Annotated in this window: 27 protein-coding genes and 2 pseudogenes; 5 read left to right on the forward strand and 24 right to left on the reverse strand. The window is 32.9% G+C overall.

From position 1 onward, the window contains the following. Positions 1-2: 2 nt before the first annotated feature. Positions 3-227, forward strand: coding sequence for a hypothetical protein (locus tag NSQ08_RS12535; protein WP_002032598.1), 225 nt, complete (start codon positions 3-5; stop codon positions 225-227). Between the two features lie 47 nt (positions 228-274). On the opposite strand, the gene dltD is transcribed toward NSQ08_RS12535, so the two are convergent. The 7 genes from dltD to NSQ08_RS12570 form a co-directional block, all read right to left on the reverse strand. Next, complete coding sequence (gene dltD / locus NSQ08_RS12540) at positions 275-1,456, reverse strand: D-alanyl-lipoteichoic acid biosynthesis protein DltD (RefSeq protein WP_340775255.1); 1,182 nt, start codon at positions 1,454-1,456, stop codon at positions 275-277. Positions 1,457-1,791: 335 nt separating this feature from the next. Next, complete coding sequence (locus tag NSQ08_RS12545; protein ID WP_002032594.1) at positions 1,792-3,414, reverse strand: peptide ABC transporter substrate-binding protein; 1,623 nt, start codon at positions 3,412-3,414, stop codon at positions 1,792-1,794. 20 nt (positions 3,415-3,434) lie between these two features. After that, positions 3,435-4,436 (reverse strand): C40 family peptidase, encoded by a 1,002-nt coding sequence (locus NSQ08_RS12550; RefSeq protein WP_340775259.1) that lies wholly within the window; start codon positions 4,434-4,436, stop codon positions 3,435-3,437. A gap of 39 nt (positions 4,437-4,475) precedes the next feature. After that, the gene (locus NSQ08_RS12555) at positions 4,476-5,537 is read right to left on the reverse strand and encodes a dipeptide epimerase (RefSeq protein ID WP_002032592.1); all 1,062 of its coding nucleotides are present in this window, start codon (positions 5,535-5,537) and stop codon (positions 4,476-4,478) included. A gap of 104 nt (positions 5,538-5,641) precedes the next feature. Further along, positions 5,642-5,968, reverse strand: a complete 327-nt coding sequence (locus NSQ08_RS12560; RefSeq protein WP_002012954.1) for a DUF3870 domain-containing protein — start codon at positions 5,966-5,968, stop codon at positions 5,642-5,644. Positions 5,969-6,056: 88 nt separating this feature from the next. Further along, a complete protein-coding gene (locus NSQ08_RS12565) occupies positions 6,057-6,332 on the reverse strand; it encodes a hypothetical protein (RefSeq protein ID WP_002136778.1) in 276 nt (91 codons plus the stop codon). Then, positions 6,271-6,627, reverse strand: coding sequence for an FtsB family cell division protein (locus NSQ08_RS12570; RefSeq protein WP_002085024.1), 357 nt, complete (start codon positions 6,625-6,627; stop codon positions 6,271-6,273). Before NSQ08_RS12570 ends, NSQ08_RS12565 begins: the two co-directional genes overlap by 62 nt. 288 nt (positions 6,628-6,915) lie before the next feature. Here NSQ08_RS12570 and NSQ08_RS12575 point away from each other — a divergent pair, with 288 nt between their 5' ends. Further along, on the forward strand, positions 6,916-7,842 hold the full coding sequence (locus NSQ08_RS12575) for an aldo/keto reductase (protein WP_033709176.1): 927 nt from the start codon (positions 6,916-6,918) through the stop codon (positions 7,840-7,842). 49 nt (positions 7,843-7,891) lie between these two features. Here NSQ08_RS12575 and NSQ08_RS12580 read toward each other — a convergent pair whose 3' ends face one another. From NSQ08_RS12580 to NSQ08_RS12610, 7 genes and pseudogenes are all read right to left on the reverse strand, one after another. Beyond that, complete coding sequence (locus tag NSQ08_RS12580; RefSeq protein WP_033709175.1) at positions 7,892-8,488, reverse strand: DJ-1/PfpI family protein; 597 nt, start codon at positions 8,486-8,488, stop codon at positions 7,892-7,894. Continuing rightward, positions 8,485-8,976 carry an ankyrin repeat domain-containing protein gene (locus NSQ08_RS12585; protein ID WP_002127784.1) on the reverse strand — a complete coding sequence of 164 codons (492 nt, stop codon included), beginning with the start codon at positions 8,974-8,976 and terminating at the stop codon, positions 8,485-8,487. The genes NSQ08_RS12580 and NSQ08_RS12585 overlap by 4 nt, the downstream gene beginning before the upstream one ends. Before the next feature lie 383 nt (positions 8,977-9,359). Then, complete coding sequence (locus NSQ08_RS12590; protein ID WP_000789035.1) at positions 9,360-9,590, reverse strand: hypothetical protein; 231 nt, start codon at positions 9,588-9,590, stop codon at positions 9,360-9,362. A 166-nt stretch (positions 9,591-9,756) separates the two neighbouring features. After that, positions 9,757-10,257, reverse strand: coding sequence for an invasion protein (locus tag NSQ08_RS12595; protein WP_002032582.1), 501 nt, complete (start codon positions 10,255-10,257; stop codon positions 9,757-9,759). A gap of 406 nt (positions 10,258-10,663) precedes the next feature. Then, the gene (locus NSQ08_RS12600) at positions 10,664-10,927 is read right to left on the reverse strand and encodes a hypothetical protein (protein WP_340775284.1); all 264 of its coding nucleotides are present in this window, start codon (positions 10,925-10,927) and stop codon (positions 10,664-10,666) included. A gap of 143 nt (positions 10,928-11,070) precedes the next feature. Continuing rightward, positions 11,071-11,633, reverse strand: a pseudogene (locus tag NSQ08_RS12605) (shikimate kinase). Between the two features lie 115 nt (positions 11,634-11,748). Further along, complete coding sequence (locus tag NSQ08_RS12610) at positions 11,749-12,507, reverse strand: class I SAM-dependent methyltransferase (protein WP_340775286.1); 759 nt, start codon at positions 12,505-12,507, stop codon at positions 11,749-11,751. 203 nt (positions 12,508-12,710) lie between these two features. Here NSQ08_RS12610 and NSQ08_RS12615 point away from each other — a divergent pair, with 203 nt between their 5' ends. Further along, complete coding sequence (locus tag NSQ08_RS12615; protein WP_340775289.1) at positions 12,711-12,989, forward strand: hypothetical protein; 279 nt, start codon at positions 12,711-12,713, stop codon at positions 12,987-12,989. A gap of 78 nt (positions 12,990-13,067) precedes the next feature. On the opposite strand, the gene NSQ08_RS12620 is transcribed toward NSQ08_RS12615, so the two are convergent. The 3 genes from NSQ08_RS12620 to NSQ08_RS12630 all read right to left on the reverse strand — a co-directional run bounded on the left by NSQ08_RS12620 (position 13,068) and on the right by NSQ08_RS12630 (position 17,017). Beyond that, positions 13,068-14,864: a Xaa-Pro dipeptidyl-peptidase gene (locus tag NSQ08_RS12620; RefSeq protein WP_340775292.1), complete on the reverse strand. Its 1,797-nt coding sequence runs from the start codon at positions 14,862-14,864 to the stop codon at positions 13,068-13,070. Between the two features lie 136 nt (positions 14,865-15,000). After that, the gene (locus NSQ08_RS12625; RefSeq protein ID WP_340775294.1) at positions 15,001-16,377 is read right to left on the reverse strand and encodes a sensor histidine kinase; all 1,377 of its coding nucleotides are present in this window, start codon (positions 16,375-16,377) and stop codon (positions 15,001-15,003) included. Beyond that, positions 16,370-17,017, reverse strand: coding sequence for a response regulator transcription factor (locus NSQ08_RS12630; RefSeq protein ID WP_000865958.1), 648 nt, complete (start codon positions 17,015-17,017; stop codon positions 16,370-16,372). Before NSQ08_RS12630 ends, NSQ08_RS12625 begins: the two co-directional genes overlap by 8 nt. A 121-nt stretch (positions 17,018-17,138) precedes the next feature. Here NSQ08_RS12630 and NSQ08_RS12635 point away from each other — a divergent pair, with 121 nt between their 5' ends. Then, positions 17,139-17,555, forward strand: coding sequence for a hypothetical protein (locus NSQ08_RS12635; RefSeq protein ID WP_340775301.1), 417 nt, complete (start codon positions 17,139-17,141; stop codon positions 17,553-17,555). Positions 17,556-17,599: 44 nt separating this feature from the next. On the opposite strand, the gene NSQ08_RS12640 is transcribed toward NSQ08_RS12635, so the two are convergent. From NSQ08_RS12640 to NSQ08_RS29915, 6 genes and pseudogenes are all read right to left on the reverse strand, one after another. Continuing rightward, positions 17,600-18,097, reverse strand: a complete 498-nt coding sequence (locus NSQ08_RS12640) for a DinB family protein (protein WP_016091565.1) — start codon at positions 18,095-18,097, stop codon at positions 17,600-17,602. Between the two features lie 97 nt (positions 18,098-18,194). After that, the gene (locus tag NSQ08_RS12645; protein WP_159146762.1) at positions 18,195-18,620 is read right to left on the reverse strand and encodes a GNAT family N-acetyltransferase; all 426 of its coding nucleotides are present in this window, start codon (positions 18,618-18,620) and stop codon (positions 18,195-18,197) included. Between the two features lie 130 nt (positions 18,621-18,750). Further along, complete coding sequence (locus NSQ08_RS12650) at positions 18,751-19,425, reverse strand: HAD family hydrolase (RefSeq protein WP_340775309.1); 675 nt, start codon at positions 19,423-19,425, stop codon at positions 18,751-18,753. Between the two features lie 29 nt (positions 19,426-19,454). Next, entirely contained in the window at positions 19,455-20,156 is a 702-nt protein-coding gene (locus NSQ08_RS12655) for a 5'-methylthioadenosine/adenosylhomocysteine nucleosidase (protein ID WP_088039567.1), read from the reverse strand. Between the two features lie 13 nt (positions 20,157-20,169). Further along, positions 20,170-21,789, reverse strand: coding sequence for a M3 family metallopeptidase (locus tag NSQ08_RS12660; RefSeq protein ID WP_340775316.1), 1,620 nt, complete (start codon positions 21,787-21,789; stop codon positions 20,170-20,172). Between the two features lie 210 nt (positions 21,790-21,999). Next, positions 22,000-22,074 (reverse strand): annotated as a pseudogene (locus NSQ08_RS29915) (DUF3888 domain-containing protein); the annotation flags it as partial. Positions 22,075-22,243: 169 nt separating this feature from the next. Between NSQ08_RS29915 and NSQ08_RS12665 the strand changes: the two are divergent. After that, a complete protein-coding gene (locus NSQ08_RS12665; RefSeq protein WP_340775319.1) occupies positions 22,244-22,831 on the forward strand; it encodes a GNAT family N-acetyltransferase in 588 nt (195 codons plus the stop codon). Positions 22,832-23,047: 216 nt separating this feature from the next. Here NSQ08_RS12665 and NSQ08_RS12670 read toward each other — a convergent pair whose 3' ends face one another. Continuing rightward, the gene (locus NSQ08_RS12670; RefSeq protein WP_340775322.1) at positions 23,048-24,316 is read right to left on the reverse strand and encodes a helix-turn-helix domain-containing protein; all 1,269 of its coding nucleotides are present in this window, start codon (positions 24,314-24,316) and stop codon (positions 23,048-23,050) included. Positions 24,317-24,721 lie beyond the last annotated feature (405 nt).

A 24,721-nucleotide genomic window follows, 5' to 3' on the forward strand; every position in this document is an offset into this window, starting at 1 on the left:
CTATGCATTGGCAGCAAAAAGTACCATACTTAATCGGACGCCCTGTTGGTGTTTCTCTCATTAATGGGCAAGGGACATCCGGCGTTTTATGCGGTGTTCAAAATAATCAATTATTTGTTTACGAATACCTTTACCAAGCCCAGTTCGCCATGAAACATTATGACTTTAGACAAATTCAAGATATACACGCCTTTCCAAATTGCCCACACCAAAATCCTCTATACTAAAAAACAGGAACGGCTTTATTGCCATTCCTGTTTCTATTGTTTATGCATTATTTTTCAGAGTAAAACCTCTGCACTGCTTCATCAAAATAGATCCATCCTTTCCAGCCTAAATGAATTGTATCTTTTAAGAAATACTTATCATATTCATGGCTAGAAAAATCGACTACTGGGTATCCTGCTTTCTCGACTTGATCGCGAACCTTATTGTAATACACATCACGACGTTCTTTTGGGAAACCAGCGTAATCATACCACGGTCCGTTTACAGGCACAGAAATAAAGAGTGGTTTTACATTTTTTTCTTTGAAAAGATCTAAAACAATTTGTAAGTCATCATATTCTGGTGAATCATCATACGATTCATTTGCTCTAAAGTTTTTTAAACCTTTTAATTTTTTCTTTAAATTATGTTTATAATAATATGGATTTTCAATTCCGAATTTATTTGTTGTGGATCCTACTTTACCTTCTTGTTCCGCATGTTTACGTGCATCTTCCCAAGAAAGCGAACGTAATCCCATATTTGTTTCCTCTTTCATCGGTTCGATCTTAAATAGAGAGTTAAATAAATCTCGATGATCTAAAATGTTCCGGTACATATACGCTAGCGGTTTAGCTAGTCCGGCTTTTATGTTATGTTTTGTATCGTTATATACAATACTTTCTAGCGAACTATTTAATATCGCATCCTTACGAACAACTTTATAATCTAGTAAACGTTTCGCGATTTTTTTCTTCATTTCAGGCTTTATTTCGTCATTAAAAATAAAGTGATAGGCTTGTTGTTTGGAGAAATTATTTGTAAAATCCCCTTGTGATACACCGGTTTTTGTAAACCATTGTGGTGAAAGAACAAAGACTACCTTTTTATCTTCTAATTCATCCATTGTAGACGTCATATTTAATATATGAGCCAAGCTTTGCGTACCACCAGTCCCTATTAAAAATGGAGTAAAACCTGCTGGATTTACTTTAAAATAGTTAGATGGATGATATGCATCCATTCGTAAAAACTCTGATGAACCATACATCGGTAAATACTGCGAATTCTCTAACATTTTCTGTTGCAAGAAAACACTTTGTAATTTCTCTTTTTGTAAGGAAGTTGCTGCATCTTCTATCTTTTTATCGCTTATTAATGATACTAAACTCTTAGATGGAATAAGCAATACAATGAAAAAGAGTAGACACGCTAAAATAATTGGACCAAAAGCATGCTTCATCTTCATCGTTTATTCCTCTTTCTATTACGAATAAATTGTAACCCTTGTTTATGACACGTCATCATTTTTCTCCTTTTTTCTATACATGTTCCATTCTATTTATCTATTATATACATGTATGTATTTCCTCCCTTGCTCTATTAAGTCCTATACAAATAGCGCAAGAAAATGCTTCCAAAGAAACATGTTAATTATACAAGATTCTACATAAATTTCACACTTTAATTTATGTAATAATTTTATTTTTAAGCGATGAAAAAACTTATAAAATGTCTATAATTCATTTGAAGCTATAAGAAAAAACAGACTATCACATACGTGAAGTCTGTTTCTCCATCACTTTATTTTTGTACATCTGCCCATTTTAAACTTGTAGCTGGACCGAATTGATGTACATATAATTCTTTCACATATGGTTTTTGTAAGTAAGAAAGACCGCGCTGGAATACTGGTGCAATTACCGCATCATCAAGGAGCACTTTTTCCGCATCTTGTAGTGCTTTCCAACGAGCTTTTTCATCATTACCTAACTCTGTTTTAATCTTCTTAATTAACGCATCATACTCTGGATTTGCATATCCTGTATTATTTACGGTACTTCCCGAAAGGAAAACTTCTAAGTATGTCATTGGATCTGGATAATCAGGTAACCAACGTGATAACGACATTTCGTATTCTTTTTTCTTCTCTAATGCTAGTTTTTGCGTATGTGGTTGTAATTTCACATTTACTTTTAGCCCTGGTAAGTTTTTCTCAAGCTGTTCTTTTATATATTCGCCTACTTTTTTAAAGTTCTCTAAGTCATAGTTTAATAGTTCTAACGTCACTTCATTTGTGCCTGTCTCTTGCTTCGCCTTTTCCCAATATTCCTTTGCCTGTTTTACATCCGTCTTATTAAACTCGCCTGCCGTACTTCTAAAATCTTTCTTATCTGGTCCTTTTAAGAATCCTTTTGGTACGTAGTAATTCGCAGCAACTGATCCGTCATTTAAAAATGATGTCGCCAAGCCCTTTTTATCAAACACTGTACTTAGCGCAAGACGTGCATTTTTATTTTTAAGAATCGGCACATTTTCATTGAAACGGAAGAAATACATAACCGGATCTGTATATTGTTTCAACTCTTTATTATTTTTATATTTATCTACAAATTCTGTTGAAATGACAGCTCTATCAACTTTATCTGTCTCATATAAATTTACCGCAGTTGAAATTTCTTTAACAATTTGATAGTTTACTTCATCTAACTTCACTTCTTTTTTATCCCAATATTTATCGTTTTTCTTCATTGTAAAGCTCGCTTCGTGCTTCCACTCTGATAATGTAAACGGCCCATTATATATCGCTTTATTTGCTTCTAATCCGTATTTATCGCCTTGCTCCTTCGCATATTTTTCATTGATTGGATAGAAAGATGGTAAAATGAGTAGTTTCGTAAAATACGGTACAGGATGTTCCAGCTCTACAACGAACGTTTTATCATCCTTTGCTTTCACACCTAATTCTTCTAAGCCTAATTGTTTCTTATTTATCTTCTCCGCATTTTTCACATCGTACGCGATATATGCATATTGAGAGGCTGTATCTGGATTTATAAGTTGCTTCCAAGCATATACGTAATCATGAGCTGTTACTGGATCTCCGTTAGACCATTTCGCATCACGTAAGTGGAATGTATATGTCTTACCATCTTTACTCACTTCATATTTTTGTGCTCCCGCTTGAATCACTTCATCATTTTTCGATAAACGGAATAACCCTTCCATTACGTTATTCAAAACGTTAAATGATACCGCATCTGTTACTTTCCCTGAATTTAATGATGGAATTTCACCCGTTTCTAGTAGTTGTAATACTTTCTTCTCAGCTTTCGGCTTTGTAGCTGTTTTTTCTTTAGCACAGCCTACTAAAAATGAAGATACAAGTAGAGTACTCACTAATGAGTAGCGAACAACCTTTTTCATATAAAGCCCCCCTATCTTTTTTAAGGTAAGTAACGACGAGCACCAGCGTATTCTTCTATATATCCTGGTGTATTTAGCGGTATAATTTCTACCGATCTTTCAGCCTTTGGAGAGTGAATCATATTTCCATCACCAATATACATGGCAACGTGATGAACACTACCTTTTCCTTGATTATGTGCAAAGAATATTAAATCGCCCTTTTGTAGGTTTTCTTTATCAACCGCAATTCCTGCTTTTGATTGTGGCCCAGAATCCCTCGGTATTGTAATGCCATGTGATTTATAAAGCGTATGTGTAAATCCAGAGCAATCAAATCCAAAACCACTTGTACCAGCCCATATATACGGTAATCCTAAAAACATTTTTCCGGTGTTTATTAAGTCATCAGCGGTTGGAGTCGGAATATCATTTTGAGAATGGTAAACAGTTCCATCATTTTTCCGTAGCCACGCCTTCTGACCATTTGGCAACAATACGCGGTATGAGATCGTATCTTCACTTAATAGCGGTAAACGCGTATTATAACTGACTTCAAGCGATTTATGTTTTTCAGAAGGGTTAATATATACAATTGCTGTCGGTTTCGTTACTAATACAAAAGCTTCGTTTGATTTATCTGCAAATTCCTGATTATACGTTAATTGTTTTTCGGGCATCCATCCCGGGTAACCTACTTCGTTTCTTGGTGTTGGCTGACCGTGGACTAACACTTTCACCCAGTCACCTTTCTTATCAACAACCGTTACTTCTTGACCGAGTAGCGCTTGCGTTTCTAATTTATTTGCACTCGTTAACCAAAGCTTCTCATCTAGCGTCATTGATTTCGTCCACTTCCATAAATCAACTGGATTTGTCGCACTCGGTGCATCAATTGGTCGTAATGAATCTGGTGCAGTCCATAACGTTGCAGCAGATACATCTATAAATGCTTTACTATCCTTCTTCTCTTCAGCATTCACCGAAGTAAACGATGAAAATATAAATAAAGTTGTTAAAAATGCAGTTCCTACTTTTTTCATATATATCCCCCTTATAAGATAGTTTACTAGGTACTACCTCTAAGATTGTATATTCACTATAGAATGTAGGTTTACCTTTGGACCAGTGTAAGTCATCCCTTCTGGCTCTTCTACTAACCATAACGGTGCATCAAGATCAAAGTAATGAATATTCGGATGTGCCGCAGCTAAATGGGCAACAGCGCTAACTGAAAGTGAAGGTTCCATCATACTTCCAACCATACATTTCACACCTGCTGCTTCCGCAATATCTGCAATTTTCCATGCTTCTCGTATGCCGCCGCATTTCATTAATTTAATATTAAGTAGGTCTGCATATCCTCCTTGGACAATCTTTAATGCATCGCTTGCCGAAAACATACTTTCATCTGCCATAATAGGCGTTTGTACATTGTCCTTCACGTACTTTAATCCTTCCCAATCTTTCGCATGAACTGGTTGTTCTACAAATTCTATATTTAAATTTCTATTCTCCATTTCTCTAATAATAGAAACCGCTTCTTTCGGTTTCCATCCTTGATTTGCATCTAAACGTAACGTCGTATTCTTTGGTACTACATTTCGAATTGCCTCTATGCGTTCTAAATCTAAATGTGCCTCTTTACCCACCTTAATTTTTAATGTTTGGAATCCCTTTTCGATATGCTTTTTCGCTTCTTTTGCCATTAATAAAGGCTCATCCACACTTACTGTAATATCAGTATGAATCTCTTTCTTCCCACCTAACAATGCATATAACGGTATGTTGTGAAATCGACAATATACATCGTATAAAGCCATATCTACCGCCGCTTTCGCACTTGTATTTCCTATACAGCTCATTTGAATGTGTAACAATAACGTTTGAAATTGCAGCACATCTTTATCAACTAATACGGAGCGAATTGGCCCTAATATTGCTTCCTCAATCCCGTTGGCAAAATCACCTGTAATAACCGGTGTTGCTGCAGCAGCTCCTTTTCCAACAATCCCTTCATCTGTATGAATAAACACATCTATACTTTCGATTTCCGTTACAGTGCGAAGCGCAGTTTTAAACGGTGTATGAAGCTTTACATGTCGGCGGTTTACCTTCACATCGGTAATTTTCATTTTGTTCATCCTTTCATTGTTTATAGAGTGATACTTTAATATCCGGGTGGCTTTTCCGTTAATACGAAACAAAAAAATCCAGCCATAAGAAGATTCTTACGGCTGGATTTTGTCTATGAATGGGTAGACAAAGCAGCGATCTGATTATATTTTTTCTGTGCATCCTTTAGCGCTACAAGTAGCGCCTTTTGAGACGAACCGAAGTACCGATTTTTTATTTCTGTTACTAATGCTGGGTCATTAATATTTTTATGTAGAAACAAATATTTAACAAATTGAGATGTTAATGCAATTGTGGCTGAGCAATCTGCATCTACAATTTCCCCTGTATCCTTCTCAAGTACAAATGCTACAAAATAACTTTTGAACTTTTCGGTAATGGGATTATTTTGAGGTGCTTTCGCATCCCCTACGACGTAAATTGTATTTGAAGCGTACACAGCTATCTTCCTTTCTTATACGAGGATAACGGTTTTCTTAACAGACGTATAAGCTGTTAACTCAACGTTGATTAAAAAATGTATCCGCTTACCTTGTATTATATACAATTGACAGAATTTTAACAATATTTATTTTGACATATATTCCATAATTATGAAAATCTCTTAAAACAATTAAAATTGGCTCAAACTTCTCATTTTTACAATATGTCATTGCTCCTTGTACCATGACATTCACACTACAAACAACTTTTCCCTCATACATCAAAAAACAGTTAGCTATCGCTAACTGTTCCACCACTTCACTTTGGCAATACGAATATTGTTTCGTTTGACTTAGAAAATTGATACTCTTTTCTAGCAAACTTTAAAATCTCTTCTTCATTATCGGTTAAATTCTCAATGTTAGTCTTTAAAGAACCTTGATCTTTCTTTAAAGAAACTAATTGTTTCTTTTGATTTGTTATTGTATTTTTTTTGCCATTAATTACTTCTTGTTGTTTCGTTAAAATATATTGAACGTACAAAGTAGTCGCAGCAATAAAAATGAACATGAAAATAAAACGCCTTAACTTCTTCTTATTTATAGTTCGCTTGTCGTTAGGCTGTGATAGTTGCTCTGGTATATTAGGAACATTGACTCTTTTGAGTTTCCTCATTTTCAAATCCCCCTAACCCATATTTTCTCACTACCATAGGCACGATCTCTTACTAACTTAAATTCTATTCTTATAAAATAACCTCCTTCACAAAAAAATCTCACAAATTAACCAATTAGAGATAGCGTTCGACGACATCTCTGTATTTAAAATGAGAATTTTTATTTATGCTGCTATAAAATAGTAGTTTATGTTATTCTTTTTCCCCAATTGTAGAAAACATTTTTACACATATAAATTCTAGTTTTGCATACCGATGTTATAACATGCTTACAAGGAGGAAAAATGATGCACTACCGTACATTAGGTAAAACTGGAATTACTGTTTCTGAAATTGGCTTTGGAGCGTGGGCGATTGGCGGCGATGAATGGGGTCCTGTTAACGACAAACAATCTATAACCGCTATGAAGAAAGCAATTGAATGTGGCGTAAACTTTATTGATACTGCTGATGTATACGGATTAGGACATAGTGAAAGGTTAGTAACTCAAGCGATAAAAGAGCACCGTAATAATATCGTTTTATCAACGAAAGGCGGTTTAATTGGGCATCACTATGATCCAAGTGGAGAGCCTGTTTATAATACTGCAGAAAAAGTGATCGCAGTATTTGAAACTAGCTTACTGCGCCTAGAAACAGATTATATTGATGTTTATTTCTGTCACATTTGGTGGGATAAACAAGAAGAAACAGAAGCATTTTTACGAGCATTTGAAATATTAAAACGGGACGGAAAAGTAAGAGCTGTTGGTGTTTCAACTCACGACATACAATATATAAAACACTTCAATAAAAACAATGAAATTGATGTTGTGCAACTTGATTACAACATATTAAACCGAAAACCTGAAAACGACATACTGCCCTACCTACAGGAGAACAATTTAGGAGCTGTTATACGCGGCCCTTTAAAAATGGGGATATTAACTGGAAAATTTACAAATAAAACAACTTTTCTTGACGGAGATTTACGCAAAGAATGGCCAAAAGAAAAGTGGTTTCAAGAAGATTTACAAAAAGTAGAGAAACTACGATTACTCTCAAATGAAAATCAAACCTTAGGGCAACTTGCACTTCGTTATGTCCTCACTCATCCAGCGGTATCGGTCGCAATTCCTGGCGCAAAAACAGAAAAACAAGCGAAAGAAAATGCAGACTCGTCTATCCGTCCGATTCTTACAGATGAGGAATTAGCGCATATTCAGTCAATATAAAACAAGACCAGCAGCTGGAAATATCCAACTGCTGGTCTTGTTTTACTTTTTAATATTGTAAATCAATATCATATTCCATCATCTTCGCTGTTTCTTCAGCAACCCGAGCACCCAACAAATTTCTCACAATGTGAAATGACATATCAATTCCAGCTGAAATTCCTCCAGACGTAATAATATGCCCCTCATCTACAAACTTTACATTCTCTAATACTTCCACATTCGGAAAATCATTTCTAAAACTTTCAATACTTGCCCAATGTGTTGTCGCTTTGAAGCCATCGAGTAATCCAGCTTTCGCAAGTAAAAGCGCACCCGTACAAACAGAAGTCATTAACTTTACTTCTTTCATTTGCTCGCGGATCCAATTTGTTATTATTTCATTCTTCATTTCGTTTTCTCTAACACCTAACCCACCAGGAATAATTAAAATATCAACTGGAGGCAAGTTTTCGATACTATAGTCCGGTTGTACCTTTAATCCATTTCTCGCTGTAACCATTTCTCCATCTTGACTAACAGTACGAACTGTAAATAGTTGACCTTCACTTGTTGCTGTAACGGAAAACACTTCAAATGGACCCGCAAAATCTAACACTTCCACTTCATTAAAAAGAAAAATCCCTACATTCCAGTGGCTAATCATAAGCTCACTTCCTCTTGCAAATGATGTAATAGGGATTCATACCCTTTTTCTAAAGCAATATCATATGCGGTTTTCCCATCATTTTTCTTAATCATTTTATTAGCACCATTTTCAAGAAGTAATATAATGATTTCTTCATTTCCTAATAACGCCGCTTCATGAAGTCCTGTCCAGCCACCACTTTGCACAGCATTCACATCTGATCCCTTTTCAATTAAGAAAGCTACAAGCTCGCTTTGCTTATTCGCAATTGCTGCTTGAAGAGGTGTATTTTCATTTTCGTTTTTTGCTCTAATATGTATTTCTGCTCCCTGTTCTAAAAGGAAACTTGCAATTTCTTTCTGTCCAAAATAAGCAGCTAAGTGAAGCGGTGTCCATCCATCTTCACTAAATGAGTTAACAACACTTGGATCCGTATTAATGATTTCTACTACCTTTTCTTTTTCCCCTCTTATGACTGCTTGTGATATTGATATGATTTGTTCCATAATGAACCTCCATGTATACAAATATTAAGTACCCCTTAATAAATTCCATTAATAATCACATGTTCCTTTCTAAATAATTAAGTTTACATAATAATATTATTTTTATAATTCGCTATCCTAATAAAAAAACAACCGACTCTAATGAGTAGGTTGTTTTTTAATTTCATTTTTATATTTGTTTAAAAAAATATCATTTTCACTTACAACTAATAAACATTAATAAAAATGAAATGAAATTATATATTTAGCAGCCATAAACTCTTTACATATCAAAACCGGCTATTTACTTAAATTAATAGTTTTTATCATTTGAAAATAAAAATGGAATTTATCCTTACATTTAAAAAATACATATGTGACAAGAATCTATAGCAGTACACTTATCATACTAATCTATAACAATTCTGCCTTCTTCCCTTACCTGTATCCTTTAAAACATAAGACTTTAAAACGAGTGCTGTTAGTGAATCTGTTAATGTTTTATATGATAAATTTGAAAGAGCTAATAGATCGTTCGTATATAACATTCTATGCTTCTCTAATAATAATAGTACTAATCGTTCTGACGGTTTTAATGTTTCATCACTTTCTAGTATAAAATCTATATTTTTCATATCCCTACTTCTTACTCCTTATATAAAAAAATGATTTTAGTAGTTATTTAATATAAAAATACTACACAACAAATTTGAAGATATATCGAAATAACATAACGCCCAAACACTTTTATACTATAACATAAAAAAGACATTTCCCCAAATTGAAAATGCCTTTTTATATCTACTTCTCTTTTTTATATAATTGATATGATTGTTCTAGCCCTTTATTATATTTCGTATTATTATCTGTCCATTCTCCCCCTAAGTTTCCTGGCCACCCTGATGTATTAGCAACATATTTAAGCAACTCCCAATCCTGCAGTCCTTTTTTCACACCACGTTCATACGATTTGACCATACTTGAAATTGCTATCGTTGTATTTATACGCGAATCCACTAAACTCTCTTCCGATAATTGCGCTGGTGCTAATCCACCACGATGTAATTGGAATAATCCGAAAGATGTTCCGTTATCCCCTATCGCTTTTCGGTTAAATTTTGTTTCATGGTCCGCAATTGATAATGGTATCCAATCTGGAATATCATACCTCTTTGCAACTTCACTAATTACTTGTTTATTATTTTTAATCTCTTTCTGCTTTTCATAGTTAATATAAATTACATAACTTAAAGTAACTAACGTAAATAATATGAATATATATTGTAGTGCCTTTTTCATCATTTCATCTCCTGCTTTGTATATGTTTCACTTTCTATATACACTATAAGACTTTTATGTGACATTCATTTGACAAAATGATATTAATTATACATAAGCTGTTACAGTTTTAACTATCAATCTAAAAACTACAATTCTTCTAAAAGACTCCTTCAACACATAAAAACAATCAGCCTTTCATGTACTATACATGAAAGGCTGATTGTTTTTCACTACACTTTTTTATGTATACAGTATATCCCTGCTATAATAAAACAAAAAAGACCTTTATACGTTAAAGATCTTTTTCATCTTATTTTTGTTACAAAAAACGCCAGAATCTAAAAAAACTTACTTTATGATTTGTATTTCTATATATAAATTAAAGATTATAAGACTACCAGCATCTTCTCGATTAACATTTTTCACATTAAATATTTCTTGCAATATGCGGTTTGCTGTAATGACTCGTTCCACCACCACCCACTACTACTTTTCCGCCTTTTTCGAAGATTAACAATTTACTTGAACCATCTGAAAGAAGTACTATTACTTCAGCATGATCACTTGTCGCTACATAGATTACATAACCACTTTTTGAAATACAAGTTTCCCAATGCTTATCAAATTCTGATCTTACAACTCGATTAGAATACACTTGATTTTCAATTCTTCCTGGCTGTTCATGTTCCAATTTTTTCTTACCTCCTTCCAAAGTTGTCATTTATATATAAATGACGGTTGCTCAATAAATTAGTGACCGTCCTTAATATAAATAGTATATGTAGTTAGTAGGAGAATGCTTGGACAATGAAAACGTAACAGCATTTAAGTATTTTACAATCGGAATTTTTCCTTAATCATTACAGCTACTTCTTTAGCACTCAAATGAGTATTATTAATTTTTATGTACTCTTCTTTTTCAATTTCATCATGAAATGAATTTAATCTATGTTTTTTCATCGTTTCTTTTAAATTTTTTTCAGACCATTCAATGTCTCTTTTTTTCAGTTTATGCTCTAGTCTATGTGGACTTTTATTTCGCTCTAATCTTTCATCTATTTCTGCCTCGAGCTCTACAAAATATACTGCTGCGCCTTTTGATTCAAAAATACTTACTACATGGTTTATGTAATCCCAATCCGATTGAAGATCAAATGCCCATACATATGTAAAAATCATTCCGTATAAATCACTTTTAGACACTTCTTCAAACAGTTCATTACGAAACAAACTTACTAACCGTTGTGCTTCCGCTTTGTACTGTAATCAGAAAACGAGCTAACAAAATCAATCGTCATATGATTATGAAATAGCTTTAAATCAGTTATTTTTTCTAACTCATGCCCGACCGTCATTTTCCCGACTGCTTGCGGGCCAAATATTAAGATGAATTTCATTTGTTTTCCTCCGATTTTTCTCTATAAACAATGAAATAAAACATATCCTAAAATTGAAAATAAGGCAGTCGATGTTGTGTCGATTGCCTTATTTTCATGAATAGTTCCTATATTATTACTTTCGTACAGCTTCAAAAGTAATAATTTGTTCTGCATTTGACGGTTGCTTTTCATAAACATAGTCAGCAGAGCAAGTAATGTCAGTGAAACCTATACTTTCTAAAAGGAGTCTAAACTCTTCTATTCCATACCACCGCATTGCAAAACGTTGTAGTTCAGTTTGTACTAACTTTCCTTTACTCCATTTTTCATATTTTAAATATGATACAGTTACTTGGTTAAGCCAATCTATTTCAATTGATTTATTTTCTAATGTAATTCCGTCCCCGCTTGGCAAAGAAAAAGTCGATGTATGAATCTCACCCGTCTTCCAGTCATATGGAAGCGCAAGATCTACAATTAAACGCCCGCCTAGATTAAGATGTCGATAAAAACATTTCAGAGCATTTATAGAATCATCACGATTTTCAATTAAACAAAAGGATCCAGTAGGAATTATTATCGCTTCATATTTATGCGGCAGTGAAAATTGTTGTAAGCTTCCTTCATATAAATTAGGATGCAAGCCTCTCTCTTTACACCGCATACGGCAAGAATCTAGCATTTCAGGCGAATAATCTATCCCATCAACTTTAAAGCCAGCTTCAAGAAATGGAATAATGACACGTCCCGATCCTACTGCTGCTTCGAGAATTCTCCCTTTACAACTCTTTAAACGATCTTGATAATATTCAATATCACCATTCAAAGCGTAACCGACAGGTTTTGTGAAATCATATAATTCCGTACAAAGTGTACTATAATAACTAAACATTTATTTTCTCCTCCGTTTTATGTGTACGGAAGATTCTAACTTACTTAATCTTTCCGTACCTCAAATTTTAATGAGAATTCGAAAGAGCTGACTGTCATAATATATCACTCGCTTTCCATAGAATATAATCATATTGTATAATATTCCCTTCAAAATGAACATATAGAAAACAAAATTCAGACTTATACTGAAAGGAGGATATGATGAATTCATTAATTGGATTTCTTTTTCTTCTTATCGCTATTAATGTTCTAATTTTCTTTATAGCAAAGCAGTATAAACGAATATGGAAAATAGCCAGTGGTATTTTCATTCTTTCTTCCCCCATTTTTTTCTTTGCCACTATGCACGTAATTGGAGAAAAAGTAGGAGATGGATTAGCTGGAGGTTTTGCTGGGCTTATCTTTAGTGGCCTTTTAATCATTAATGCAATTTTTTTATTTGTTGTAAATATTATTATATCTACCAATAGAAATGCATAATACACTCCCTATGTTTGTAGGCATTTCTATTTCAAAATTTAAAGAGCTTACTATAGTAAGCTCTTTATCAAAAACTATTTATTTCACAATCGGCAATGTCACTTCACTCAATTTCACCGTTAGCTTCGTTCCTGCTTTCGGTCTAATTGTATAATCGTAATCACTTGCGATTAAAACGACCCCCATTTGATGCCCAGCTTTAAATACATAATCATCTGGCTGCATGTCCCATGTAAATGTGTAATCTTTACCAGGTTGAATCGCTGTTGAATTTTCTATACTATTTAAGTTTTGCGGATCCATCCAACCTCTCGTTACAATTTCAGGCCTCGCTCCGCCATAATCAACAAGTAAAGCTGTTAAATTTGAAACAGATCGATCAATATTTCCTGTTATTGAAATTTTAGGCGTACCACTTATTCGCATATCTTTTTGCAGTACAGGCATTGTATATACTAATCGATTCGCTATTTCTAACTCAGGGTTTTCTACTAGTTGATTTGACTTTATTTTAGCATCATCTACTAATGAGAAAACATTGTTTACTGATCCCATACTTAATGGTAGATTGACTGCTTTATTACTTAAATACATACGGACTTTTGATGGTACAGCTGCTGGATCTGGCCAATTTTTTATTTTTTGCCACGATTTATTTTCACGTTGTACATCTACCATCGGTTCATCCATAATTCCATTTTCAATTCCATATAACCAATAATCGAACCATTTATTTTGAGTTTGTTGCCAGTTATTACTTGATGTTCCGCCATGTCCACCTTGATGTAACCACATTTTACGAGGAACATTATTTTTGCCAAGAGCTTCCCACCACTGTGCGAACTGCTTCGTTTTTACATTCCAATCATTTAAACCGTGAACAACAAACACACTAGCCTTCACATTCTTAACATCTTTTACATAGTTACGTTTATCCCAAAAATCGTTATAATCGCCTGTTTTACGATCTTGTCCAGCTGTTAGTTCTTTAATAATTTGCCCGCAAACTTCAGGGTTCTTTCTTGTTAGTACTGCTTCTGCCATATTATCTGTATCTTCTCCTTGATAACCACCTGGCGCAATAACCGCCCCATTTGCACGATAATAATCATACCAGCTACTAATCGCTGCGATTGGAATAATTGTTTTTAACCCTTCCACTCCTGTCGTTACGACAGCATTCGGTAACGTACCATTGTAAGAAACTCCTGTCATTCCTACATTTCCCGAAGACCAATTTGCATTTACTTCCTTACCATCCTCTGTATATGCTTTCGCACGCCCATTTACCCAATCAATGACAGACTTCGTCCCTAGTATTTCTTGTTCATCTCCAGTTGTCGGACATCCATCTGATTTTCCAGTTCCGATACTTTCGCCTAAAATGACTGCATATCCTCTCGGAACATAATAATTACCATACGACCCAAGATTAACTGCCCCATACGGTTTTCCTTCATACGCATACAATTCTTCATCAACATTATAAACAGGAACATCTTTTAATCCTGATCGATATGGACTCATTTCATAAATAACGGGGACTTTCACATCTGAGTTCGTCTTTGGACGCATAACCTTTACTGATACACGATCTTTTTTACCATCACGATCACTATCAACTTCTGTCTCTACAAATAGATTTTCTACGATGGCTTCATCAAGTGAATAGATTGGCTTCGTCATCCCATTTTCTAATTCAATTTTCGTATTTGACATTAAACCCTCTGAAATTTGACCATTTAACATAACATTTTTGTCTTTTACGGAGCTCCCTTCATTTTCTTCTGCATGTGCAGTCATACTAGAAACTCCTGAAGTAATTGTTAAAGATAATATAGTCGATAGTGTAATTGCTATTTTCTTTTTCTTCATGCCCTTCCCTCCCCATATATTCCTTCTTTTACTATACATTAAAAATGCAGAAAATTCAGTTTATATTTCGTAGAAAGTTGAGAAATTTGTAAAACATTCGAATCTTTCAAGATAATAGAAAAGGAACTAATAACAATTAGTTCCTTTCTATATACATATAAAATTGTATTTCTCCATCTTCTACCGAAACTCCGTATTCAAAACCATGTCTTTCTAATATACTTTTTACAATCGCTAATCCTAATCCAGTACCTGATTTTTCTTTACTGCGAGAAGACTCTAATACGTAAAAAGGCTCCCAAATTTTATCTATCTCTTTAATTCCCTCAGCAGCAATACCATTTTGAATTTGAAAATACACAATGCCATTTTTCTCTTCTAATGTGATTTTTATATTTTGATTCGTTGTATATTTTATCGCATTAGAAATTAAATTTTGAAAGACCATTCTCATTTTATTTAAATCAGCATAAACAATCGTGTCACCAACACTATAGTTCACTTGCAACTTGATTTCTTTCGACTCCAGTTCAATCTTATGCTTATCTATTATACTTTGTACTAGTGGTTCAATAGGGAATTCTTCTTTTTGTAAAATATCTCTTTCTAGTTTAGAAAATCGCAATAACTCTTCAATTAAATTTGAAATTTGATCTGTTTGTTTGATGATTGTATCAACATATGTTCCATCATCTAAACCGTCTTTTATTCCCATAGAATATGCTTTTACTAATGCGATTGGTGTTTTTAATTCATGAGTTACATCGCCCATAAATCGTTTTAAGTGGTCATTTCGATCTGTTAAATCTTGATGTGCTTCATGTAATTTATCACTCATAATGTTTATACTATTTGCTAAATCACCTATTTCATCATTCGTTTTAACTTTCGTCCGTTTAAATTTCAGACGTGAAATATCTTCTGCGACATCACTCAATTCATTCAGTGGTGTAGTGATTGTTTTTGAAAAAATCCAGACGAGCACGATAATAAGAAATAGTGAGAATCCCAAAATGTATAAATAAAATGAGTTAAGCGTTTTAATTACTTCATTTGAATGTGCGATAGAAACTCCTACTAAAATCAACATATCATCTTTCGCAATGTATTTCGCAAAAAAACTAGATTTTATCTTTTCTTGATCATATATTTTATTCGATTGTCCGAGGTTCTTCACTTTCGTAATTTCTTCTTTTGTAATCCAAAGTTTATTCAATGCAACTCTCTTTTTTGTAAGTTGCATGCGTAATTCTTCATTAATAGCATCTTCTGAACTATTTATTGATGTATAAGCAATCGTAACATTACCTTCATTTTCAATACGATTTATAGCATCATCCAGCTCTTTACGCGGTATTGACTGGATTTGCGCTGTAATGCCTTCTAAGCTTTCGCGTGTTTTGTGCACATTATATTTTGGTAAAAAATAGTTGATTAATAATAAAGAGATGGCAAAAATAAGGATGACTGTTAAAGAGATGCTGAAAAATAACTTTTTACCGAGTTTATTCACACTCTTCCTCCAAACTGTATCCTAAACCGCGATGTGTCTTTATAATATTTTCTCCTATTTTTTTACGTAATCTTCTTACATGCGTATCAACCGTTCGCTCTTCCCCAAAATAATCAAATCCCCAGACGATATCTAACAACTTTTTCCTCGTTAAAATCGTGCCTTTATGATTTAAAAAGCACTTTATTAATTGTAATTCTGTCTTTGTAATGTCTAATTCTTTCTCATTTTTATATACTTTATTTTTGGTGAAATCTATTTTTAAATCTTGAACTTGAATAACATCTTCATGCTGTACAAGCTTTTTCGCTCGCGTAATTAGCACTCCTGGGTGAAATGGTTTTTTCACATACTCATCTGCCCCACTTTGAAGAGCTGCTAATTCATCTTCACTTTCACTTTTCGCAGTAAGCATTAATACTTTTACACTCGAATTCTTTTTTATTTCCTGACAAACAGTAATACCACTACTTTTCGGCATCATCCAGTCTAAAATAGCTAAGTCAATTTTCTCATCATAAAATATTTGAAGTGCTTCCTCTCCATCTTTTGCTAATAAAACTTCGAAGCCTTCTTTTTCAAAATACGCTTTTAAAATTTTCAGCATATCTTGTTCATCATCCGCGATTAATACTTTCATTACAATTCCTCCGTTACTTATAAACAAATATCAATTTTATCATACAACTTCTTTGTTACATCAATGTGACATAAAAATATTTACAACGTTTGAGGGTATAGTAAGCGTGAGGTGTTGTTTCATGTTCAAAAAAATAGGAGTCATTACTCTTCTCTTCTTTTTATTATCAACAAATGCGTTCGCAAATACAAATAAACAAATTGAAGTATTTGATTGTAAAAAAGAAATGGTGGTCCAAAAACAATCTTTAGATTCAGCCATTCAAAAAGAAGCTGTTCAATATGCTAAATTCATTACTGGCCCGTTCAAAAACTTAAACGTCGTTCCGAAAGATGGACATATGATAAAAATCCCATTATCGAAACCTGTTCCTATTACAAATCAATGGTTACATACAACAATTGATGAAGTACTCATCCTTCTCCCAGTTAATGAAAAACCTTACATTATGCTTTACGATGATGAAAATAATCCACATTTTTATTATGTAAAAGGTGATCCGAAGGGTTTATTGAAACAAATGAATGTTAAATTATAATTAATTAAAGATCCCGCAAGTATCATTCGCGGGATCTTTCTTTATCAGTTAACAACTTGATTTTCATTTAAAAAATTAATAATCTGCCTTTTGTGATGGTTATCGTGATCTACGAATTCTTTAATAATATATATTAGAGAGTACGGCATTCCAGTATGAGGACAATATGATACTCCATTGGCAGTTAAATGTTCCTTTAGCTTTCCAATAGACAGTCGGTTAAGCTCTTGAACAAGTAAATCTCTTTTAGCTTGTGCTTCTTCAAGAAGTTTTATCTTAGATATACCTGATTTTGCATAATTAGAGGCTTGTTTATTATATGTATCAAAGTCAGGGAACTCCATTCCCTGTCCATCTCTCACTGATGATAATGTCTCACGTAAAAGATAGTCATCCCAATTCATAATATGAGATACAATCTCACCAATAGTCCATTTCCCCTCTGATATTGGCGCTGTCCACAATTCTTCTTTCATACCTTTCAATGTGGTTATCCACATTGAATAATCTTTAAAATCATTAATAATTTTATTTTCTCCCATCATCTAATCCCCATTCTAATAGTAGATTCAAATAAATTATACCATAAATCTACATAATGTAGAACAAACGTTCTCTTAGAGATCAAATAATAATTCACTACATCCTTTTATCTAAGTTTAGATAATGGCTTGTTCCTACATACATTTTCCCTTTCGCAAATCCACTCGAAGTATAAAATTGATCCCCCTGTTCTGTATCTGTATGTAAGACAACAATAGTAAAATAGATTTTTGCATCGCTTAAGATTCTCCCTAACAGTAACTTTCCTAATCCTTTCCGCCGGTAATCTTTTGCAATATAAAATCTTCTTAATCGACCAATCTTATTATTTTTCGTATACGGATCTTGATTTAATCCTCCAATTCCAATTAACGTATCCTCTCGAAAGATTCCATATAAACATTCACCTGTTTTACTAAACGTATTTCTTTTACTTTCATATTCATTTATTAGTTTTATTAAGAAGTTAAATCCTTCTTCTTTACTTTCCTGGACAAGGTGATTGACCTCATATTTTAGCAAATCTCCAATTCGTTTTATTTGTATATTTTCCAGCTTACTCCCCCACTTTCTCTATCCAAATGTATCTTTTTAAAAAATAAAAATGCCCAAGAATATATTATCCTGAGCATTCATTTGAATGTGAACTTATTCATTTTGTTATGTACGTATTCTTCAATTCTGGTAATATCCCCTTCAGTTCCATTAAATCATCAATTACTAAATCAGCATGAGCAAGCTCATCTTCTTGTGCAAAATCAAAATTACATCCAATCGCAATTAAACCATTATCTTTTGCCGCATTAATATCCGATAAACGATCCCCAACTACCGCTGCCTCTTGTATATCATACTTCTTCAAAATACCTTTAACTAAGTCACCTTTATTTAGCGAGTGTATTTGTTCAATACTGAATATTTCCGTAATCCATTGGTCTAAATCATAATAAGATACGATTGCCTGTAAATATTCCGTTAAACCATTACTAGCAATGTAAATGGAACAGTTATTTTCTTTTATAAAACTAAAAACTTCCTTTACATTCGGATATAAAGCACCATTTCCGCTCTTTATATTTTCAATTAGTCTTTCTAAAAAATATGCATCTGTTTGTTCCCTTACTTCATTAGAGTGATTAGGTAATAAAGCTTCCCAAACTTTAGGTAAAGGTACACCCATAATTTCACGATATTTATCAATTGGTGTTATCGTATCCCATAATTGTAGTGACCGTAAATGATCAAATGTATCATCTAGTGATAACTCTAAAATTTTATCTGTTTGAAATAAAGTTCCATCCATATCGAAAATTAGTGCTTGTAACATGATATTCTCTCCCATTCTTTACTTATGAACTACAATACAGCTTTACTCGAAATATTTTTAAGCATCTCAACAATAATTTCTGAACAATAATTCGCTGCAGTTTTCGCGAAATCATCATATGAAACTTGCGCTGAATCATCTGCACTGTCAGAAATGCATCTCAAAACGAGAAACGGTATGTCATTTATATAAGCAACATGTCCAATTGCTGCTCCTTCCATTTCTGTACAATGAGGTGTATATTCAGTGACTAATTGCTCCTTTAATTTTGAATCCTCGACGAAGCATTCTCCGCTGACGATTCTTCCTTCATGAACAGTAATATTTAAACTACTACTATTAACAGCTTTTCGGGCTAAATCTCTTAATTCCTCGCTTGCATGAAACGCTTCTTGAAACGGAAATAGATTCTTCATTTGATTTTTATTAACATCATGATGCGTAACATTTGTAGAAATAACTAGATCGCCAATTTTCACATCCGGATGTAATCCACCCGCAACACCTGTATTAATGATAGAATTCACATCAAATTTATTAATTAAAATTTGTGTACATGCGGCGGCATTTACCTTTCCTACACCACATCGCGTAATAATAATTTCTGTATCCATGAAGTTTCCTTTATAAAAAGGTATTCCCGCAATAGTATGTTCCTCTTTAATAAGTAGTTTTTCTAATAGTAAGTCTATTTCTATTTGCATTGCTCCGATAATACCGATTCTGTTCATATATGTAGTCCCCTTAATTAATTTGCAAATATTCATCAATATCTTTATGAATTTGCATAAAAGCTTTATTCCAAAATTCATACTCTGTTAGATCAATATCAAAATGTTTTTTCATCAATTCTTCAACTGGGGCCTTTCCTGTTTCTCGTAAAAACCCTTTATACCTCAAATGACATGCATTTTTATTTTCCTTTGCTATTTCAATTAAACTAAAACTCGCTAAATACCCAAATGTGTATGGATAATTGTAAAAAGGAACATCTGCTATATAAAACTGAACGTATTTCATCCAAACAAATGGCTGATATTCGCTTAATGCATTTCCGTATGCTTCTTTTTGTACCAATATAGATAATTTCTCAATTTCATCAGCACTTAAAGGACCTTCCTTGCATTCTTCATAAAACTTCTTCTCAAACTGAAACGATGCACGAATTGCCATAACATAATTAAAACTATTTCTTATTTTCCAGCTAAGCAATGACTTTTTCATCTCTACACAATCTGTTGTTTGAATTAAATAATTCATGGTTACCGTTTCAAAGAAAATAGACGCTGATTCAGCTGTACTCATTGGCAGATAATCATCTAAAAATGTTGTAGATTGTTCAAGACTCATAACATAAAAATGCCAAGCGTGTCCCAGTTCATGAGCAAGTACTCTTACACTATCAATTGTTCCATCATAACGAAGTGAAATGCGAGATTCTTTTTCACTGAAAAAAGGAGCACAAAATCCACCCGGCGGTTTATTATCTCTCGGTTCAGCATCGATCCAGCCATTCGCTATTGCATTCTGTGCGAACTGTGCCAATTCTTCATCTATATTTTTTAGTGCATCATATATGTTTTTTACTGCTACTGAAAAAGGAATAACAGCCTTATTACTTTCCTTCCATGTCATTAGCTCGTGCCATGTAATTGAATTCTTTCCTTTTTTATAACCGTTTAACGCAATTACTAGCTTCGTAAGATTTTGTTCCGTTGCATTCCACATTTGGGATAATGCAGTTTCAGAGATGCCATTTGCTTGTAGTGATTGTTTTAAAATCTCTGCCCCTTCCATTTCATCACTTTTAGCATGACGTAATCTTCCTATTTGATTCAATACAGTAGCAAAGATATCTTTTTCCTTATTCAAAGCATTTGTAAGAGAATCAAATACTATTAATCTTTCATTATGATCATCACTATTCATCGCAACGTAATTTGCTTGTCCAAATGATAAAGTCTCTTTATCGTGTATTACTTCTATTTTATTTCTTAATTGTGTATACATATCTTCCCAAGCTTTTAATTCATTTTCTATTAGTTTAATACTTGAATGATTTGTATTAACACTTTGTCCCTTACTAGATTCTATTAATAGTTGAACTTCTTTCTTTAATTGATTTACTTTTACACTTAGTAAAGTATTTTCAGGATGCTTCTCATCTTCAGCAGCACGGCAATATAAGTAATACTCTGCTTTTTCGATAGCCTGTATAAGTTGTGAAAGGATTACTGAGTCTTTTGTTGCTTTATATTCAATTTTTAATCTTTCTATCGTTTCTATAGAAAACGTAAAGCTTTGTTCTTGAGGATATAGCCTGTCCAAATCCCATTGAGATTGGGCTTGTATTATTTTATTCATTTTGCACCCTCCTTTTTTTACAAATAGTTACAAAATTCTACTCTTTTCACTATTATATATGAACTATCAAAATTTTAATATCTTGAAATATTCAAATTTATATGAATGTAATTTGATATTTCATTTTCTATTTCTTCCTATTTATATAAGTTGTAAGTATTACTACTTCTGCTAGGGAATTTCTAGGTTCGTATAGACTACACTGTTTATTTACTCTTTCTTTTGTTTGAAGTTTATAATTTTCACTCCACTTGGATTAATGTTATAAGTAATTGTTACAACATGAAGAGTCAATATTTTTAATAATATTTATGCTAGCTCGAATGACTGGAACTGATTTTTAAATATATTTCAAACAAATTGAAAAAAATACCACCCTAACGATATCTAAAGATGCTGGCTTTTACTGAGTATATATAGAATTTAAACATAGTAGAAAGTGAGAGAATAACTTATGACAACTCATATTGTACAATCAACCGACTATAATCAAGCATCTGATGCATTACGACGCGAAATTGCTGTAATGCTACAGCAGGTTTGGCCAGATTTCGATTCCACGCCTAAGGAAACAATTTCAGAAACTCACCTTAAAGAATTTAATGTACACTCATTTTATTCCTACATAGATGGAAAGTTATTCAGCTATGCAGGTGTAGTGCGCAAAACTATCCATCATAATGGGCAAATATTTAATATAGCCGGACTTAGTTGTGTAGCGACTGATCCAGATTATCATGGGCAAGGTTTAGGTTTACAAACAGTTGCTGCAGCTACTGAATGGATTGAAAAACAAAGCAATATAGATTTCGGTATATTCACATGTAAACCATCTTTAGCTCACTTTTATAATCGCGCTGGTTCCTGGCCTGTTTTACCGGATATAGTGCTTATTGGTAGAGAAGATGAAGATGCTTTATCTAGTGAATCCTTAGAAGTTGTTGTTTTAATGCGTTTGTTTTCAAAGAAAGCGAACTTCCATAAATCAATGTTGTGCCATACCACTATCAATCTTGATTTTCCAGTTGGCCAGTTTCTATAATACAGATAAACAAAAACCAATTTCCATACGTTAAGGACATTGGCTTTTTCTTCTTTATTTTGCTTCGCATATGCAATTCACATTAGCGGTTCTTTCCATACAGAACCGCTAATGCGGGATAAAAAAAGTTTCTCCCTAAGGGCGTTAAAACACGTACTCTTTAGGATAACCTCTAATAATTTATAAACTAAGAAAACATATTACTGAAACCCTGTTTTAATCCATTTTATTTTCAGCTGATATTTTAAAATACTTTGCAGATAATTTATAGGAACGATTCTCATAATAATAATCTCCTAATTTATAAGCTAATTCAGTAACCAAGCTATATTGCTGTTTTTCTATCCCCATCTCAATTGCTGTTTTCATATTCTTCTCATATCCATTATAATCTGCCCATATTTTAGATTTTTCCGCTCTAAATCCATATAGTTGAACATGGGCATACGGTACATCACAAATCGATAAAATTTCAAATGCCTCATCTATAAGTTTAGTTACTGTTTGCCAATCTTTTAATTCTATATAAATTTCTATTAAATTCCGAATTGTATATACCTTACCTTCTTTGTTTGGTAAATACTCACAAAGAATCAAGTTTTCCTCGTAACACTTTATTGCATTTTTATAATCTTTTAATGCTTGATAAATTTTCCCGTAATTATATTTCAAAAAACATAAATTTAATGGCTCATTTTCCACCTTCGATTCATTTTCTACTTGTTTTAAAGTTTCATATGCTTGTTCATACTGTTTATCTTTGTTATATTGCATCGCAAGAAGTATTAGCGCATAAATTTTATATTGTTCTATATTAAACTTTTCATACAATTTATATGCTTTTTTTGCATATATGCGACTAATACTTTGATCTTTATTAAGATTCTGACTTACTATACTTAGATTGTAATACGTATCTGCGTGCAACTCTGTCTCTTCTAGTTCCAGCATATTTTCTATCTTTTTGTAAACTTCATATGCTGTAAAATATTCACCTTTATTAGAAAAATAAAGACCTCGAGCTCTTAAGTAATAAATATAATCCTCAGTATCTTGCATTTCCACCTGACTTGGAATCATTTGCGAAGCTTGATCTACAAATAACTTCACATATAATAAGTTTTTATTTCGGACATGATAGTATATGATGACGCCATACGTCTTTAATAATAAAGGAATTGCGTCCACTTCACGAACGTATAATTCTAACAAAGATAATTCAGCTTCAGTTATAATTTTATCTTTTTTATATTTATTACATATTTCAAGAATAGTAAGCTTTATCTCCTTGTAATTGCCATCTATGAGAAAATCGCAATCAACACCCAGCTTCTTAGAAACTTGTTTTAAAAAAGAAGATGATGGTTTGATTTTCCCACTCTCAATTCTACTTAAATAGGTTACTGAGCATATTTCTGATACGAGCTCCCCCTGTGTCAATCCTTTATGCATACGAACTTGCCGAATACGTTCCCCTATTTCCATCTTTTTCTCTCCCTAATTAACCATTTCATGCTTTTTACTGATTAAGTCATTATGTATCTACATATTTTTCATACTAAATAAAATATACAATTTCACAAATGTAAAAAAATGTATCATTCATTTTAATTTTACATTCATATTATGATTATTTCTAGATAGCTTGTTAAATTTAATGGTTTAAATTTAAGGTTTTTGCCCACTTTTTTCATACAATTTTACTACTTGTTATTAACAAGGACAGCGCCATATACTTGAATTACGATAAACTTAATGAAAAGGATTTAACTACATGTAAACTATCATTCTTAAAATAGATCGAATGGTTAATTACATTTACCTAGTACATGGAAGACATCTATTGTAAATGAAAATAAATTAAATGAGCTCAATAGATGAATTATCAAT

Source organism: Bacillus sp. FSL E2-8887, from assembly GCF_038007205.1.
In the GTDB taxonomy this organism is placed as follows: Bacteria; Bacillota; Bacilli; order Bacillales; family Bacillaceae_G; genus Bacillus_A; species Bacillus_A mycoides.